Annotated in this window: 14 protein-coding genes and 2 pseudogenes; 8 read left to right on the top strand and 8 right to left on the bottom strand. The window is 57.3% G+C overall.

What is annotated here, in order from left to right:
- Window positions 1-472: 472 nt before the first annotated feature.
- Both AC1D1M_RS06240 and ptrR read right to left on the bottom strand, forming a co-directional pair.
- Window positions 473-2,677 carry an OsmC domain/YcaO domain-containing protein gene (locus AC1D1M_RS06240; protein WP_477774941.1) on the bottom strand — a complete coding sequence of 735 codons (2,205 nt, stop codon included), beginning with the start codon at window positions 2,675-2,677 and terminating at the stop codon, window positions 473-475.
- Between the two features lie 77 nt (window positions 2,678-2,754).
- Complete coding sequence (ptrR, locus tag AC1D1M_RS06235; protein WP_057396399.1) at window positions 2,755-3,633, bottom strand: putrescine utilization regulator PtrR; 879 nt, start codon at window positions 3,631-3,633, stop codon at window positions 2,755-2,757.
- Between the two features lie 100 nt (window positions 3,634-3,733).
- Between ptrR and AC1D1M_RS06230 the strand changes: the two genes are divergently transcribed.
- From AC1D1M_RS06230 to AC1D1M_RS06195, 8 genes and pseudogenes are all read left to right on the top strand, one after another.
- On the top strand, window positions 3,734-5,125 hold the full coding sequence (locus tag AC1D1M_RS06230; protein ID WP_477774940.1) for an aldehyde dehydrogenase family protein: 1,392 nt from the start codon (window positions 3,734-3,736) through the stop codon (window positions 5,123-5,125).
- A gap of 268 nt (window positions 5,126-5,393) precedes the next feature.
- Entirely contained in the window at window positions 5,394-6,170 is a 777-nt protein-coding gene (locus tag AC1D1M_RS06225) for an ABC transporter substrate-binding protein (RefSeq protein WP_477764942.1), read from the top strand.
- A gap of 92 nt (window positions 6,171-6,262) precedes the next feature.
- Window positions 6,263-6,952, top strand: a complete 690-nt coding sequence (locus AC1D1M_RS06220; RefSeq protein WP_477774939.1) for an ABC transporter permease — start codon at window positions 6,263-6,265, stop codon at window positions 6,950-6,952.
- A gap of 14 nt (window positions 6,953-6,966) precedes the next feature.
- The gene (locus AC1D1M_RS06215; RefSeq protein ID WP_477774938.1) at window positions 6,967-7,665 is read left to right on the top strand and encodes an ABC transporter permease; all 699 of its coding nucleotides are present in this window, start codon (window positions 6,967-6,969) and stop codon (window positions 7,663-7,665) included.
- 8 nt (window positions 7,666-7,673) lie between these two features.
- On the top strand, window positions 7,674-8,786 hold the full coding sequence (locus AC1D1M_RS06210) for a succinylglutamate desuccinylase/aspartoacylase family protein (protein ID WP_477774937.1): 1,113 nt from the start codon (window positions 7,674-7,676) through the stop codon (window positions 8,784-8,786).
- Between the two features lie 18 nt (window positions 8,787-8,804).
- Window positions 8,805-9,569 carry an ABC transporter ATP-binding protein gene (locus AC1D1M_RS06205; RefSeq protein WP_477774936.1) on the top strand — a complete coding sequence of 255 codons (765 nt, stop codon included), beginning with the start codon at window positions 8,805-8,807 and terminating at the stop codon, window positions 9,567-9,569.
- 124 nt (window positions 9,570-9,693) lie between these two features.
- On the top strand, window positions 9,694-10,602 hold the full coding sequence (locus AC1D1M_RS06200; protein ID WP_477774935.1) for a MurR/RpiR family transcriptional regulator: 909 nt from the start codon (window positions 9,694-9,696) through the stop codon (window positions 10,600-10,602).
- A 486-nt stretch (window positions 10,603-11,088) separates the two neighbouring features.
- A pseudogene (locus AC1D1M_RS06195) lies at window positions 11,089-11,343 on the top strand (cytochrome d ubiquinol oxidase subunit II); the annotation flags it as partial.
- Between the two features lie 463 nt (window positions 11,344-11,806).
- Here the strand turns inward: AC1D1M_RS06195 and AC1D1M_RS06190 are convergent.
- From AC1D1M_RS06190 to AC1D1M_RS06165, 6 genes and pseudogenes are all read right to left on the bottom strand, one after another.
- Window positions 11,807-11,887: pseudogene (locus AC1D1M_RS06190) on the bottom strand (lysis protein); the annotation flags it as partial.
- Window positions 11,888-11,975: 88 nt separating this feature from the next.
- Entirely contained in the window at window positions 11,976-12,875 is a 900-nt protein-coding gene (locus AC1D1M_RS06185) for a LysR family transcriptional regulator (RefSeq protein ID WP_477774934.1), read from the bottom strand.
- Between the two features lie 259 nt (window positions 12,876-13,134).
- Window positions 13,135-14,277: an FAD binding domain-containing protein gene (locus tag AC1D1M_RS06180; protein ID WP_477774933.1), complete on the bottom strand. Its 1,143-nt coding sequence runs from the start codon at window positions 14,275-14,277 to the stop codon at window positions 13,135-13,137.
- 53 nt (window positions 14,278-14,330) lie between these two features.
- Window positions 14,331-15,443, bottom strand: coding sequence for an alkene reductase (locus AC1D1M_RS06175; protein ID WP_477774932.1), 1,113 nt, complete (start codon window positions 15,441-15,443; stop codon window positions 14,331-14,333).
- A 37-nt stretch (window positions 15,444-15,480) separates the two neighbouring features.
- Complete coding sequence (locus AC1D1M_RS06170) at window positions 15,481-16,125, bottom strand: DsbA family oxidoreductase (protein WP_477774931.1); 645 nt, start codon at window positions 16,123-16,125, stop codon at window positions 15,481-15,483.
- Between the two features lie 112 nt (window positions 16,126-16,237).
- A complete protein-coding gene (locus AC1D1M_RS06165) occupies window positions 16,238-17,155 on the bottom strand; it encodes a LysR family transcriptional regulator (RefSeq protein WP_477774930.1) in 918 nt (305 codons plus the stop codon).
- Between the last annotated feature and the right edge of the window lie 175 nt (window positions 17,156-17,330).

Below are 17,330 nucleotides of genomic sequence, written 5' to 3'. Positions count from 1 at the left end.
GTGATTATTTTCAGAAGCTTTCAAAGTTTCCTTTGTAACTTCAACCACTTGCGCTTCAGATCTCTCATCAGCGGGAGGCGAATTCTACAGCGTTACACGCTGCTGTCAACACCTCTTTTTCAACTCCCTTTCGGCTTCGATGAACTGAAGCACCTGCTGTCGAAAACCGCGTAACTCGTTGTTTACCAAGGAGTTTTCCGTTTAGACTGCGCCGGAAGTGGGGCGAATTATAGACATCTATAATCTACCGTCAAGCACTGATTCGGGTTTTCTATCAATAACCTGCAGAAAGCAGCAAAACGGCCCAAAGGACGCCTAGATAGAAGAGCCAGAACGCCCTTCTATATAGAAGAGCTTCCTCATAGGCAGCCACAGCCCATGTCATAGCCAAAAAGTGGGACCACCGCGTACAGACGATTAGCCGGCCGCCAAAAAACAAAAAAGCACCCAAGGTGCTTTTTTGATATCGCTATCAGCTGTACAAAGCCGCCACCCTCGCCCGCGCCATGTGCAGTTTTTTGTAGCTGTCGATCAGGCGAAGGTGCCTGTCGAGCCCTTCCAGTTTCATGCTCGTCGGCGTCAGACCATAGAAACGTACGCTGCCATCCACGGACCCTATCGCCGCGTCCATCCGCTCGTTGCCGAACATCCGGCGGAAGTTGACCTCGTAGTCGCGCAGTTCCAGATCATCGTCCAGCTGCATTTCCAGCACGACGTTCACGGCCTGATAAAACAAGCCGCGTTCGACGGTGTTGTCGTTGTATTGCAAGAAGGCTTCCACCAGATCCTTGGCCTGATCAAACTTCTGCAAGGCGAGATAAATCAGCAGCCTCAGCTCCAGGATCGTCAACTTGCCCCAAGGCGTGTTGTCGTCAAACTCGATGCCGATCAAGGTGGTGATGTCGGTGTAATCATCCAGCTCGCTGTTTTCCAAACCCTTGGCCAGCGTTCTCAGGCCGACTTTGCTCAGACTGTGCAGGTTCAGGATGTCAGCGCGGAACTGCAGCGCTTTGTTGGTGTTATCCCAGATCAAATCTTCTACCGGATAAATTTCCGAGTAATCCGGCACCAGAATGCGGCAGGCCTTGGCGCCGATGTGCTCATAGACCGCCATGTACACTTCTTTGCCCATGTCTTCGAGAATGCCAAACAAGGTCGCGGCCTCTTCGACATTGGAGTTTTCGCCTTGACCGGAGAAATCCCACTCAACGAATTCGAAATCCGGCTTGGCACTGAAGAAGCGCCACGAGACCACTCCGCTGGAATCGATAAAGTGCTCGACGAAGTTGTTCGGCTCCGTCACCGCCTGACCTTCGAAGGTCGGCTGAGGCAGATCGTTCAGGCCTTCGAAACTGCGGCCTTGCAGCAGTTCCGTCAGGCTGCGTTCCAACGCCACTTCCAGGCTTGGGTGCGCGCCGAACGAGGCAAATACGCCACCGGTACGCGGGTTCATCAAGGTGACGCACATCACCGGAAACTCCCCGCCCAGCGACGCATCCTTGACCAGCACCGGGAAGCCCTGCTCTTCCAGGCCCTGGATACCGGCCAGAATCCCCGGATACTTCGCCAACACTTCCTGCGGCACATCCGGCAGGGCCATTTCGCCTTCGAGGATTTCGCGTTTGACCGCGCGCTCGAAGATTTCCGACAGGCACTGCACCTGCGCTTCGGCCAGCGTGTTGCCAGCGCTCATCCCATTACTCAGGAACAGGTTTTCGATCAGGTTGGACGGGAAGTACACCACCTCATTGTCCGACTGGCGCACAAACGGCAGTGAACAAATGCCGCGCTGGGTGTTGCCGGAGTTGGTGTCGTACAGATGCGAGCCACGCAACTCGCCATCCCGGTCGTAAACCTTCAGGCAGTACTCGTCGAGGATTTCAGTCGGCAGTTCGTCCTTCGGGCCAGGCTTGAACCAGCGCTCGTCCGGGTAATGCACAAACGCCGCGTTGGCGATGTCCTCGCCCCAGAACTGATCGTTGTAGAAGAAGTTGCAGTTGAGCCGCTCGATAAACTCGCCCAGTGCCGATGCCAGCGCGCCTTCTTTGGTCGCGCCTTTGCCGTTGGTAAAACACATTGGCGAGTGCGCATCGCGGATGTGCAGCGACCACACATTGGGAACGATATTGCGCCACGAAGCGATTTCAATCTTCATGCCCAGGTCGGCCAGGATGCCCGACATGTTGGCGATGGTTTGCTCCAGCGGCAGGTCCTTGCCCAAAACGTAGGTGCCCGCTCCGCAAGTCGAGTGCGGCATCAGCAACGCCTGGGCATCGGCGTCGAGGTTTTCGACCTCTTCAATCACAAACTCAGGCCCGGTTTGCACCACCTTCTTTACCGTACAACGGTCGATGGAGCGCAAGATCCCCTGACGGTCCTTGGCGGAGATGTCCGCAGGCAATTCGACCTGAATCTTGAAAATCTGGTTGTAGCGGTTTTCCGGGTCAACGATGTTGTTCTGCGACAGGCGGATATTTTCGGTGGGGATATTGCGAGTTTCGCAATACAACTTCACGAAATACGCCGCACACAACGCCGACGAAGCCAGGAAGTAATCGAACGGCCCCGGCGCCGAGCCATCGCCCTTGTAGCGAATGGGCTGATCGGCAATCACCGTGAAGTCGTCGAACTTGGCTTCAAGTCGAAGGTTGTCGAGAAAGTTGACCTTGATTTCCATGTGTGCTTACCAGAATAACGAGCTATACGATTTGGCCGCCATTATCCGGTTTTTCAGCACAGACCGTTAACTTTCCACTATTTTTCGACCAACACCACCCCGCGCTCCTCAAGCAAGCGCACAAACATCGTCAGGCTCTGCGACACCGTCCCCCTGCGCCACACCAGCCAGGTGCGCAGATAGCGGAACGACTCCGACAACGGCCAGACACTGACGGTCGTACATCCGGGCATGCTTTCGAGCATGCTGCGGGGCATCAATGCCAGGCCGGCACCGGCGCTGACGCAGGCCAGCATGCCGTGATAGGACTCCATTTCGAAAATCTTGCCGGGCACCGCCGCACCGTTGGCGAACCAGCTTTCGAAATGATGGCGATAGGAGCAGTTGGAGCGGAAGGCATAGATGTTTTCGCCATTCACATCCTTCGCCCGATGAATCGGGTCATGGTTGAGCGGTGCGATCAAGACCATTTCCTCCTCGAACGCAGGCACGCCTTCCAGTGCCGGATGCAGCACCGGACCATCGACAAATGCAGCGGCCAGCCGCCCCGACAGCACCCCATCGATCATGGTCCCGGAGGGGCCGGTGGACAGGTCCAGTTCGACCTTGGCGTGCTTCTGGTTATAGGCGGCCAATAGCTCTGGAATACGTACCGCTGCAGTGCTTTCCAGCGAACCCAGGGCGAAGGCTCCCTGCGGTTCTTCACCCGCCACGGTGGCGCGCGCCTCCTGAACCAGGTCGAGAATACGTCGAGCGTAATCCAGAAAGCTCCAGCCGGCCGGCGACAAGCGCAGGCGACTCTTCTCGCGGATAAACAGGTCCACACCCAAGTCCAGTTCCAGCTGCTTGATTCTGGTCGTCAGATTCGATGGCACCCGGTGGATATGCTGGGCGGCCACGCTAATGCTGCCGTGCTCGGCGACAGCCTTGAAAATTTCGAGCTGAACCAGATCCAAGTCATTCTCCAAACGTGAACGTTATGCTCAGTATTATTCAGTTTCCAGAAAACATATACCCCCATAACCTGAGCACATTCCTACCTCGCAGGACGGTGCCATGCCCAACGTTTCCAGCCTTACCCATGCCATTTCGATCAACCCGACCACGGGCGAGCAGATCGGCCATTACCCTTTCGAATCCGATTCGGCACTGCAGGCCGCACTGACGCGGGCCTCTACCGGGTTTCGCGCCTGGCGCAGCGAACCGGTTGAACGGCGCGCACAGCTTTTGATCAACCTCGGCCAGGCCTTGCGCAACAATGCCGAGGCCATGGCGAACATGATCACCCAGGAAATGGGTAAGCCGATTGCCCAGGCCCGCGGTGAAATTGAAAAATGTGCGCAGCTCTGCGAGTGGTACGCCGAACACGGCCCCGCCATGCTGAGCGCAGAACCGACCCTGGTTGAAGGCGGCAAGGCACGCATCGAATATCGCCCGCTCGGCCCGATTCTCGCCGTCATGCCGTGGAACTTCCCCATCTGGCAAGTCCTGCGCGGCGCGGTCCCCACCTTGCTCGCCGGCAATACCTTCGTGCTCAAGCACGCGCCAAACGTCATGGGCAGCGCCTACCTGCTGCTGGAAGCCGTCAAGCAAGCGGACTTTCCTGAAGGTGCTTTCGAGGTCATCAATGTCACCCCGGAAGGTGTATCCAGGGCGATCGCCGATCCACGTATCGCGGCTGTCACTCTCACCGGTAGCGTGCGTGCGGGCATGGCCATCGGTGCTCAGGCCGGAGCAGCACTGAAGAAATGTGTATTGGAGCTGGGCGGCTCCGACCCATTTATCGTGCTCGACGACGCGGACCTCGATGAGGCGGTAAAAGCCGCGGTGATCGGGCGCTATCAAAACACCGGACAAGTCTGCGCCGCCGCCAAACGCCTGATTGTCGAGCAAGGCATTGTCGAGGAATTTACCCGCAAGTTCGTCGAGGCCACCCAACAACTGATTGTCGGCGACCCACTGGCTACCAACACTTACATCGGCCCGATGGCTCGCTTCGATCTACGTGACGAACTGGATCAACAGGTGCGCGACACACTGGAAGAAGGCGCGACGTTGCTGCTGGGTGGAAAGAAAGCTGAAGGCCTCGGCAATTACTACGAGCCCACCGTACTCGGCGACGTGACCGATCAGATGACATCATTCAAACAGGAATTGTTTGGTCCTGTGGCTTCAATCATCACGGCCCGAGACGCAGCCCATGCACTGGAACTGGCCAATGACAGTGAGTTCGGCCTCACCGCCACTGTCTTCACGCGCAATGTCGAACTTGCCCAACAAATGGCCGACGAACTTGAAACCGGCGGTGTGTTCATCAACGGCTATAGCGCCAGCGATCCGCGTGTCAGTTTTGGTGGAGTGAAGAAAAGTGGCTTTGGCCGTGAGCTCTCGTATTTCGGGGTGCGCGAATTCTGTAATGCACAAACGGTTTGGCTGGATCGACGTTAAGGACAGCGCAAAAACCTTGATACTGGAATGAAAAAACGGGCGCCTTATCGGCGCCCGTTTTTTTGTTCAAAGGACTGATGACACAGGTGAGGTTCTGCCCACCAGCACCCTGTGTGCCGCCCAGCCCTGATATGTTTTTTTTCAATCAGTTGATTTGTGAAATATTTTATGTCATTTATACCCTCGTGAATCATCGGGACAGTCCACCTTGCCAGACCGGACGGCAGCCCCCCTACCACCCAAACGCCCCATCCAAGGAGTCAACAATATGTACAAGACAGAACTTCTAGGCGCTCTGGCACTGTGCGTCGCAAGCTTGCTGGCACACGCCGACGACGACAGCCTGCGTATCGGTATCGAAGCCGCCTACCCACCCTTCTCTTTCAAGACGCCAGAGGGCAACGTCAGTGGTTTCGATTACGACATTGGCAACGCGCTGTGCGAAGAGATGAAGGTCAAATGCGAGTGGGTCATCCAGGAATTCGACGGCATGATCCCGTCGCTGAAAGTGCGCAAGATCGATGCAGTGCTGTCGTCGATGTCGATCACTGAAGACCGTATGAAGTCGGTCGACTTCAGCAAAAAGTACTACCACACGCCGGGCAAGTTCGCGATGAAGGCCGGTAGCGTGATCAACGACCCGCTGGTCGATCTCAAAGGCAAGAAGCTCGGCGTGCAACGCTCCTCGACCTATGACCGTTTTGCCACCGAGCAGCTTGAGAAAGCCGGCGTCGAGGTGGTGCGCTACTCCTCGCAAAATGAAGCCTTTCTCGACCTGGCTGCGGGTCGCCTGGACGCCACGCTTGCAGACATCGTCAACACCGATGAGAGCTTTATCAAAACACCCTTAGGCAAGGGTTTCGCACTGGCAGGGCCGGACATCAACGACCCGAAATACTTCGGCAGAGGCGCCGGGATCGCGGTGCGCAAAGGTGACAGCGCGAACGTTGCACGCCTGAGTGCAGCGATTGACGCGATCCGCGCCAATGGCAAGTACCAGCAAGTGATGGGCAAGTACTTCGCCTTCGATATCTACGGCGAATAGGCCTTCATCCGAAACCCTGGCGCCGGCCCCTTGCGGGCGCCGCTTTTGGCTTGTCTCGCGCGCCTCCCGGCGCTCGCTTGAGGAACTTCATCATGCTTCACGGCTACGGATCGAGCATTCTCGATGGCGCCTGGCTGACCATTAATCTGGCCCTGACCTCCATGTCCATGGCCATTTCCCTGGGACTGATCGGCGCGGCCTTTCGTTTGTCGCCGTTTAAATGGCTGGCGGTGCTGGGCGAAGGTTATACAACCCTGATTCGCGGTATTCCTGACCTGGTGTTGATCCTGCTGATCTTCTACGGCGGCCAGGATCTGATGAACCGCATTGCCCTCGCACTCGGTTACACCCAGTACATCGACATCAATCCCTTCATCGCCGGCGTCTGCACCATGGGCTTCATTTTTGGTGCCTATCTCTCGGAAACCTTTCGTGGCGCCTTCATGGCGATCCCTAAAGGTCAGGCAGAGGCCGGCGCGGCTTATGGCATGAGTGGCGCTCAGGTGTTCTGGCGGATTCTGGTGCCGCAAATGATTCGTTTCGCCATTCCCGGGTTCACCAACAACTGGTTGGTGCTGACCAAATCCACCGCACTGATCTCGGTGATCGGTTTGCAGGACATGATGTTCAAAGCCAAAAACGCAGCGGACGCCACCCATGAACCGTTCACGTTTTTCCTCGCGGTTGCCGCGCTCTACTTGATGCTGACCAGCGTGTCATTGCTGGTGCTGCGCTATCTGGAAAAACACTACTCGGTCGGCATCAAAGCCGCCGAACTGTGACTGGGAGCACACCCATGATTCTCGACTACAACCTGATCTGGGAAAACCTGCCGCTGTATTTCAACGGCGCTTTGGTGACCCTGAAAGTGCTACTGATTTCCCTGGCCGTTGGCCTGGTGCTTGCGGTTCCTGTCGCGCTGATGCGCGTATCCCGATCAGCGCTGATCAACTTCCCGGCCTGGCTCTACACCTACGTGATTCGCGGCACCCCGATGCTGGTGCAATTGTTCCTGATCTACTACGGGTTGGCGCAGTTCGAAGCGGTACGTCAAAGCGCGCTCTGGCCTTACCTGTCCAGCGCAACCTTTTGTGCCTGTCTCGCCTTCGCAATCAATACCAGCGCCTATAGTGCGGAACTCCTGGCCGGCAGTTTGAAGGCCACGGCCCACGGCGAGATCGAAGCCGCCAAAGCCATGGGCATGTCGCGCCTGACCTTGTACCGCCGCATCCTCCTGCCGTCGGCCTTGCGCCGGGCGCTGCCGCAGTACAGCAACGAAGTGCTGATGATGCTGCAGACCACCAGCCTGGCGTCCATCGTCACGCTGGTGGATATCACCGGAGCCGCGCGAACCGTCAGTTCGCGCTTCTATCTGCCGTTCGAGGCATTCATCACTGCCGGCCTCATCTACCTGGCCCTGACCTTCGTCCTGGTTCGTCTGTTCAAGCTGGCCGAGCGCCGCTGGCTGGCCTATCTGGTACCGCGCAAGCACTAAGGAGTTTTATGAAGCACATTCAATACCTTTTGCCGTGGAGTGCCTCGGGCACAGAACGAAAGTTGTCGCTGTTTCGTTTTGGCAGCGGGCCGCGCAAGGCCTACATCCAGGCCTCCCTGCATGCCGACGAGTTGCCGGGGATGCGCGTCGCCGTCGAACTCAAGCGCCGTCTGCAGGAACTGGAAGAGCAAGGTCGCCTGAACGGGGTGATCGAACTGGTGCCGATGGCCAATCCGATTGGTATCGCACAGATGTTCCAGGCCACCCATCAGGGGCGCTTTGAATTCTCCAGCGGGAAGAACTTCAATCGCGACTTCCCGGAGCTCGCCGAGGCCGTGGCGCAGCAACTGGAAGGTCAACTGGGCAACGATGCCAACGCCAACATCACACTGATCCGCCGCGCCATGGGCGATGCCCTCACCAACATGCCGGCACCGACATCGGAACTCGATGGCTTGCGGCGTCTGTTGATGCAACATGCTTGTGATGCCGATGTGGTGCTGGACCTGCACTGCGACTTCGAGTCGATCATGCTGCTGTATGCCATGCCGCAAAACTGGTCCCGCTTGCGCTCATTGGCCGCCCGCCTCGGCGCTGGCGTGGCCCTGCTGGCCGAGGCTGCGGGAGGCAACGCCTTCGATGAAGCCTGTGCAATCCCCTGGCTGCACCTGGCCGAGCGCTTTCCTGAAGCCAATATTCCGCTGGCGTGCGTGGCCACCACGATTGAATTGCGCGGCATGGCTGACACCGAGCGCGAGCAATGCGTCGATAGTGCGCAGGCCATTCTCGGCTATCTCGCCGAGCAAGACCTGATCAGCGGTGACTGGCCTGCAGCGCCACCGAGCCATTGTGAAGCGACACCGTTCGCCGGTGCGCAGTACGCCTATGCGCCGCATCCGGGGGTGGTGAGTTATCTGCAACCGTTGGGCGCCCACGTCAAGGTCGGCGATCCGCTCTTCGAAGTGATTGATCCGCTGACCGATCAGCACAGCGTGGTGCACGCCAGCACCGACGGCATCCTGTATGCCCGTGAACGCCTGCGCTTTGCCCAGCCTGGTTTGTGGTTGGCCAAAGTGGCCGGCAATACCCCTATTCGCCAAGGCCGTTTGCTCAGCGACTGATTCCGGAGAGTTGAAACCATGTACAAACTTGAAATTCAGGATCTTCACAAAAGCTACGGCGCCCACGAAGTGCTCAAGGGCGTGTCCCTGGAAGCGAAAGCCGGTGACGTCATCAGCATTATCGGCTCCAGTGGGTCTGGTAAAAGCACCTTCCTGCGTTGCATCAACCTCCTGGAGCAGCCCAACGCTGGCAACATCGTGCTCAATGGCGAACAGCTGAAGCTGGTGACCAACAAACTCGGCGGGCTCAAGGCTGCCGAACCCAGGCAGCTGCAGCGCATGCGTTCACGGCTATCGATGGTGTTTCAGCACTTCAACCTCTGGTCGCACATGAGTGCCCTTGAAAACGTCATGGAAGCTCCGGTGCATGTGCTGGGCATGAACAAGCAAGAAGCCCGGGAAAAAGCCGAGCACTACCTGAACAAAGTCGGCGTGGCGCACCGCATGGACGCCTGGCCGGCTCATATGTCCGGTGGTGAGCAGCAGCGTGTGGCGATTGCCCGTGCACTGGCCATGGAGCCTGAAGTGATGCTGTTCGATGAACCGACTTCGGCACTCGACCCCGAACTGGTCGGCGACGTGCTTAAAGTCATGCAGGATCTGGCACTCGAAGGACGCACCATGGTGGTCGTGACCCACGAAATGGGCTTTGCCCGCGAGGTTTCCAATCAACTGGTGTTTCTGCACAAGGGGCGGGTCGAAGAGCGCGGCAATCCGCGTGAAGTGCTGGTCAATCCACAGTCCGGGCGTCTCCAGCAATTCCTGTCCGGGAGTTTGAAATAGTCCATCCGCGCCACACACCGCCCCTTGGCCAGGCTCTGCACACCGAGGGTCGGCTTCGGATACACTCCCGCCATTATGCCAAGGCAGCAGCCTTCGCTTACATTCAGGAATTGTTGAGCCGGACATGCCGACCCCCACGAAAAACACCACGGTCTATGCCGCGCCGGTGATGCGCAAACTGGCGGAAATCGTTAACGATTTACAGCCGTCACTGCGCAAAGTGGCGGATTTTATCCTGCGTCACCCACTAAGGGCTGCGACGCTGACTATCGAAGAAATGGCTCATGAAACCGCCACCTCGCCAGCCGCGGTCAATCGGTTGGCCAAGGCTCTGAACCTGGGTGGCTACACCGGCATGAAGGCCGAGCTGGTGGCGACTTTGCAGCAGATGGTGTCGCCGGTCGACAAGCTTCGAAATGAACTGGCACATCGGCCGGGAGGCGCATTTGGCCTGCATGAGCAAATCCAGAGCGCCAGCAGCAACCTCGCCACGGCGGCGACCAACAACCTTGAAGATGCCTTTGAAGCGTTCGTCACCCGCCTGACCGAAGCGCGTAAAATCTACATCCTCGGCTTTGGCAACAGCGTCTACTTCGCCGGTCTGGCCGCCTCGACCCTGATGCCCTTCTGTGCGGACGCTACCGCCATCAGCATGGAAGGCGGCAACGAGAACGCCGCTTACCGTCTGGCCGCAATCACCGATCAGGATGTATTGCTGGCGATCTCCCTGCCGCGCTATTCCCTCGACACCCTGCAACTCGCACGTTTTGCCAATGAGCGCGGCGCCTCGGTACTGGCAATCACCGACTCACCTGCATCGCCGCTCACCAGCATTGCCGAACACGTGCTATATGCCCCCGCCGACCATCCAGTATTGACCAGTTCCAACATCGCCGTGCTCGCATTAATCGAAGGATTGGTGGCGGGTGTGATGGCTCGCAACAAAGAAGCCGTCAAGTTGGCGACCGAACTGACCGAAAGCGTGATGTCTTACCTGCATATTCCTGCCAGCAGTAAATCGACGAAAAAGTAATATCTGTTGCATCGACCGGTTGAATCTACAGTCAGAAGCAGCCCTTCTCGACCAGTTAAATCCACGTCGCCTCAGCGCAAGCAACCCCTACCAAAAGCGGTCGGTGAAACAGGGTCGCTACTATCTCCATAAATGGGGCATTACACCCACTCAACCGGGCGTTTGCCACCAAATTTGAGGAATATTCCCCCTCTCACCTTTCGATCGCTTGAAACCCTCAGAAACAGCTTGTTAATTAATTTGAACTTTTTCTTCGCCCTATTGAAATGGCTCATTAGTTGCACCACCCCCTGGTACCCGCAACAGCTGTCGTCTCGGACATCATGGGGACGGTGTGGCTTGCCAGAATCGGCATGACGCGAGGGGTGAAAAATGAAACGCGCGACAACGGCAAGCCCAGCCCATTGTTCGGGGTTCAGCCGTACACTCGGCAACTGCTGTTGCTCGAAGAATTCGGCACGGAAAAACTCGACCCGACACTGCCGGCGCCAACGTCATACGCACTGGCCGCTTGTGTTCACCCTGGTGCTGATGTTCCTCGGTTACATCGGCCTGGCACTGAACATCTGGCCGAACATCATCCCGCCATCCGTCAGCCTGTGGGCGGCGGCATCACTGGCCAGCAGTCGGCTGTTCGCCCTGATCGGCGCGCTGTTCATCCTGCCGGTGATCCTGATGTACACCTTCTGGAGCTATTACGTGTTCCGCGGAAAAGTGAGAATTGGTGATGGCTTCCTCTAATAAATCAATTGCTCGAATCACGAAAAGGCCGATAGCCCTTTATAAGCAGGTCGCTCAGTTGAGCCTGATGTTTATCGCGTTGCTGATTATGCTCGCATTGTCCGCTGCACTGGCGATGGAGTTGACCCTTGGAACGCTCTGACGAGTACGGCAAAAAAAGCAGATCATCCTCTTGGTATCGACGAGCTCTGTGATTGATCGCTATTTGCATCATTGTTCTGGCGTTTATATGAAGATCACAGCGCCTGTAGAAGGGCAACTTTGGCAATTGGCTGTTGATAATTTGGGAGGCGAACGCCTGGAGCAATTGGTAGCCGAACTTCTGAAGAGCCATGTGTGAACGCGCACAGTGAACATGTATGGATTTCTACGCCTCGAATGGCTCTGACCTGAAGCGCTTGCCGCACTGCGCAATGACCAACGTCGGGCGGGATGTTGACGCATCCAACCCGGCCGCTCTTTTTCACTTCGGTGCTGATACTGCTTTGGCGTAGGCCTGACAAGCCGCAAGGGCAATCAGTCCTTGGTCGCCAGCATTGGTGATGGGTTGTACGCCGCGGTGGTCTCGGCCGGTATTTCGATTCGATCAAAAGCGACGCGCAACGCGGTCTTGCCTAATGCACAGGACGTGCTTAGGGCGCGAGTATTTCCTGAAGAAACTCTATGAATACATTGATGCGACTGGAGCCACGGTGGTTGGGCAGATACAGCGCATTGATGCAGGTGCTTGCACTGCCAGGGTTGACCTCATATTGCTCCAACACCCGCGTCAGCCGGCCTGCGCTGACATCGTCACGCACCAGCCAATCGGCCAATAGTGTCACCCCCCCACCGGCCAATGCTGCTTCGCGAAGAATGTCGGCATTGTTGCTTTGCAGCCGTCCCTGCACATTCAAGCGGATGACGTCCTCATCACCCTGGAATGTCCAGTTGTGGTGGCCCGTGCGGTAATCAAAACGCAAGCACTGATGCTCCAGCAGGTCGCAGGGGTGTCGGGGTAGGCCGGCTCGCGTCAGGTATTCGGGACTCGCCACAACCCAACGCTGGAAATCACCCAGCCGCTTGCTGACGATGTCATCACTGACGACCGATGAACCGAGACGCACTGACACATCGATTTGCTCACTGAGCAGGTCACTGACCTCGTCGCTCAGCGAGAGACTGATCTCCAGGCCGGGATGGCGCTCAAGCAGCCGCCCCAAGTGCGGAGCGATGATACGCCGGCCGAATTCCACCGGGACGCTGGCCCGTAAACGCCCCTGGGCTTCGCTGCCACGGTCGGCAACGACGGCATCGGCTTCGTCGACGGCCTCGAGGATCGACACGGCTTTTTCGAAATAGTGCTGCCCCGCCATAGTGACGCTCGTGTTGCGCGTGGTGCGGTTAAGCAGGCTGGCGCCCAACTCACTTTCCAGCCCCGCTACCTGCCGCGTCACTGACGAAGTGGAGATGCCGAGCTTACGCGCCGCAGACGAGTAACCACCACAGCGCACCGTTTCGACAAACATTTTCAGCGCCAGCAACTTATCCATGTAACGGATTCCGAGATCGAAAGGTAAAGGTAGCGACTGTGCATGACCAGGCAATGGGAGTCTTGCATGGCTGTGCTCAATGGCCTGATGAATTGAAGAGGGTTGCGATCTTCCAATTGATCGGATGATAATCAAAACTCACCAAATGATCTATTGATTAATAGAGTTGCATCTAGGAGCAGGTACATGCCCACGGCGGGGACCGGTCGTTCTGAACCCGCACAACGCGTCGCCAATAAGTCCGGTTTGAGCAGCTATATCAGGCTTGGGCGATGCCCATAATCCGATTGCCCATACTCACCCCCCAATCCCCCATGCGCTTGCCTTCTGCAAGTTGCTGTTGCTGCCAAGCCAGCAGGGCATTATCGATGTCGCCGATGGCGTCGATTGCTTGAGCCAGGGACAGTGCATTGCGAGCCGACTTGGCCGTGCTTCCGGCGGTATGAGGACGCGGCACAAACGCGGCGTCTCCAGTCAACAGCACACGGCCAAACACCATTTGAGGGACTTTCAGATCAAGGATCGCTTGCACAAAAATATCCTTGGTCTGGCGAATCAGTTCTCGAAAAGCCGGGTTCGCCTGTCGCTCACCCATTTCCCGTATGTAAGCATCCTGCCCAGTGGCCAAGGCCCCGGGTGGAATGGAGTGACTACGCCGATGGCCATTGCTATCAGTGAGTACAGCGTCCAGTTCCGGTCCTTGTGCAGCTTTCAAGTACCACAACCAATTGAAACGACGCTCGCCAGGATTAACCGAGCCACTCAATCCCGGCACCATGTATTCCAGCATCAGCGATTCAGGGTCCTGCTGAAAAACAAAGTCCTCGTAAAGCTGCGTTTTGGCGAAGTCTGGAAGTCGGTCTTCATCGACAAGCCCACGCCAGACCACATACCCCGAATAGGTATGTTCCACCCCAGGCAACACCACACTTCGCACGGTTGAACCCGCGCCATCCGCACCAATCAGCAAGTCTCCCTCTGCACTGCTGCCATCTGCAAAAGTCGCAGTCACCCTGTGCTCATTCTGGGTCAGATCAACCAGCGTCTTGCCACGGTGATAATGCTCAGCAGGAAATGCAGAAAATAATGAGCTGTACAGTGTGTTCCAGGACGTCTGAGTTTGCGGCATCGGCTCTTTATGCACGACGCTACCGGCTCGATCCAGATAGAGCCGATCATGGGACCGGACACCGAGCGCACCTGCATGATGAATGCCCGCATAACGAAAATGGTGCAGGACATCCGCTTGCAGAACGATGCCACCGCCACGGCTATCCATCGCCGCGGGGGATCGCTCGAAAATATCGACGTGCCAACCAATCGCGCGTAACGCCGTGGCGGCGAACAGCCCTCCCAGGGAACCACCAATGACCAAGGCCTTCGGAACGCCTGAACTCTTCATTACCTTTCTCCTCGTTGCGTGGTGATTCCCCAAGCTCTGGTTTTACCGTTGCGTTATGCCAACAACGGATAGTCGATGTATCCCTTGGCGTCGCCGCCAAAAAAGCTGTTGCCGTCCGCCACGTTGAGTTCGTTACGCCCGCGCAAGCGAGCCGGCAAGTCGGGGTTGGCAATGAACGGACGACCAAAAGCGATGAGGTCCGCACGGCCCTGCGCGATGGCCTGTTCAGCCGTTTCGCCGGTGTAGCCACCCGCCAGCATCAGAACGCCGTGGAAGTCAGTACGCAGCTGTTTGATAATGGCGTCCCAGCGCGGATCATTACTTTCATCGAGCACCGTGCCGACCATCATCGGTTCCACCAGGTGCAGGTATGCGAGATTCCATTGATTGAGCCGGGAAGCAATGTAGCCAAAGGTTTGTTCCGGGGTGTCATCGCCCATCCCCATGAAACGCCCCATCGGTGTCAGGCGAACAGCAACGCGTTCGGCACCCACTTCCGCGGTCACGGCTTCCACGACTTCAAGCAGTAACCGCGCACGGTTTTCGATACTTCCACCGTAGCGATCGCTACGCTGATTGCTGGCACTGTTGATAAATTGGTCGAGCAGGTAGCCATTGCCCGCGTGAATTTCCACACCGTCCATACCGGCCAGAAGCGCATTGCGAGCGGCCTTGCGGAAGTCGGCAACGATCGCTTCGATCCCCGGAATGTCCAGCTCCTGAGGGACAGGTACATCACCCCAGACGCCCTCGCCTTTTTCATTCAGGATGAAGGTCTTGCCGGGCACCGGCTGCGCGGTCGGCGCCACCGGCAAGCCGCCGTTGGGCTGGAACACCGGGTGCGACACTCTCCCCACATGCCAGAGCTGCAGGAAAATGCGCCCGCCTTCTGCGTGCACGGCCTCGCTGACAGCCTTCCAGCCCTGAATCTGCTCGTCGCTATGGATGCCGGGCGTCCAGGCGTAACCCTGACCCTGCTGCGAAATCTGCGTAGCCTCGGTAATGATCAATGCGGCACTGGCACGCTGACGGTAGTACTCGACGTTCAGCGATGTCGGTACGTTGCCCGGTTGTCCCGCCCGCGAGCGAGTCAGAGGAGCCATGGCGACGCGGTGATTGAGGGTGAATTGACCGAGTTTGATGGGGCTGAACAAGTGATGAGTCATGATGATTTCCTGAATGGATAGGGATTGAAAAAACGGCTTAAGCGGCTTGGCTTCGTTTCAGTATCTGGATCATTATTTCGATGGGCTGGGCACCACTGATCACGTCATCTGCAATCTGAATACTCGGTACCGAGCGCACACCGGATGCCTTGGTTTGGGCTTCAAGCTTCAAGACTTCAGCCGTGCCTTCATCGGCCTTGAGAAAGTCGACAGTGGTCTCTCGGTCCAGCTCGGCTTCGGCAGCGATGTCGGCCAGCACATTGAGGTCGCCGATATCCCGCCCCTCGCCGAAGTACGCCTTGAAAATGGCCTTGACCAGCAAGGAAGCGTCTCTACCCGCCTGTTGCTCCCGCCATACCAACCGATGCGCTGCCATGGTGTTGGGGGTTTTTTCGACTCGCTCATAATCGAACTCAAGGCCGACTGCCTTACCGGCGTGGGTGACCTGTGCATCCATGGCCTGGCTACGCGCCCAGCTGCCGAACTTGCCAGAGCGATAGGCTTTACGATCCATACCTCGAACAGGCATGCCCGGGTTCAACTGATAAGGCAGGAAACTAATTTGGCGGTCCGTTGAAAACCCCGAAGCGGCAAGAGCGCGTTCAAGATTTTCCTCACCGATCCAGCACCATGGGCAGATGAAGTCGTAAGTCACCTGAATTTTGGATGAGTGCAAACTCATGACGGTCTCCGTGGTTGAATGTTTTCACACCCCCAAGGTAGGTGCCCGGGCCCCGTCAGAGAATCCACCTGATGCACAACGCTGCTTTTCGCAAAACGCAAAGATGAGGCGATCACTCCTTCGGCTGACTTTCCGACCTGAGTAATTCGTTGAGGAACTCAATGAACGCATTGATACGTTTCGAGCCGCGGTGGTTGGGCAGGTACAAGGCCGAGATCGCCGAACTCGCGCTGTTCGGATTGACGACAAAAGCGTCGAACAAGGACGTGAGGCGACCACCGTCGATGTCATCATTGACCAGCCAATCGGGTAACAACGCCACCCCGCACCCAGCCAGCACCACTTCGCGCAAGACCTCGGCATTGTTGCTCTTGAATTGCCCATCGACGGGCACACGAATCTCTTCGCCCTTCTCTGTAAACGTCCAGAACTGCTGCGGCGCGCCATAGTTGAAGCACATGCACTCGTGTTGCATAAGGTCCATGGGCCGGTCGGGAAATCCTCGAGCTTTCAGGTACTCGGCGCTGGCGACTACTCGGCGTCGAAAGCTGCCGATGCAGCGACTGACCACCGTTTCCATCGCCGCTGGCGACCCCATCCGGATCGATAGATCGATGCGTTCGCCGAGCAAATCGACGATGTCGTCCGATAGCGTCATATCCAGTACGAGCATTGGATAGCGCGCTAAAAGCGCGCAGATATGGGGGGCAATGAGACGGTGTCCAAACGCCACGGGCACTGAGATCCGCAGCTGTCCTGCGGGCACTTCACCCCGGTCCGACACTGACTCGTCAGCGTCAGCCATGGCGCTCAGAATATCCCGGCTTTTCAGGTAGTAAGCACCACCGGCATCCGTCAACGTGACTTGCCGGGTAGAGCGATTAAGCAGCACGGCACCCAGGTCACCCTCAAGCCTGTCAATCATTCTGGTCACTGAAGAGGTCGCCAGATTGAGTTGCCTGGCGGCAGACGAAAAGCCTTTGGAGTCTACTGACTGGATGAACATTTTCAGTGCGAGCAGCTTGTCCATGAACCCCCCTCAATGGCATCGGTACGATCCTTGAGGGCCCATCTTTGGACATGGGCCCACGCCGCGCGAGTTAACGGTTGTTAATTCTGCCGCCATTGCGCCTGGCGCAATGTAGCGTTGCGCCTTGATGGGGTACTCCATCACAACCGCCCTCTCTAAGCTCACTCCATGGAAA

It is taken from the genome of Pseudomonas sp. P1_F7, from assembly GCF_056405655.1.
The sequence above is the reverse complement of the archived record's forward strand: the minus strand, read 5'-3'. Positions and strand labels throughout refer to the sequence as shown.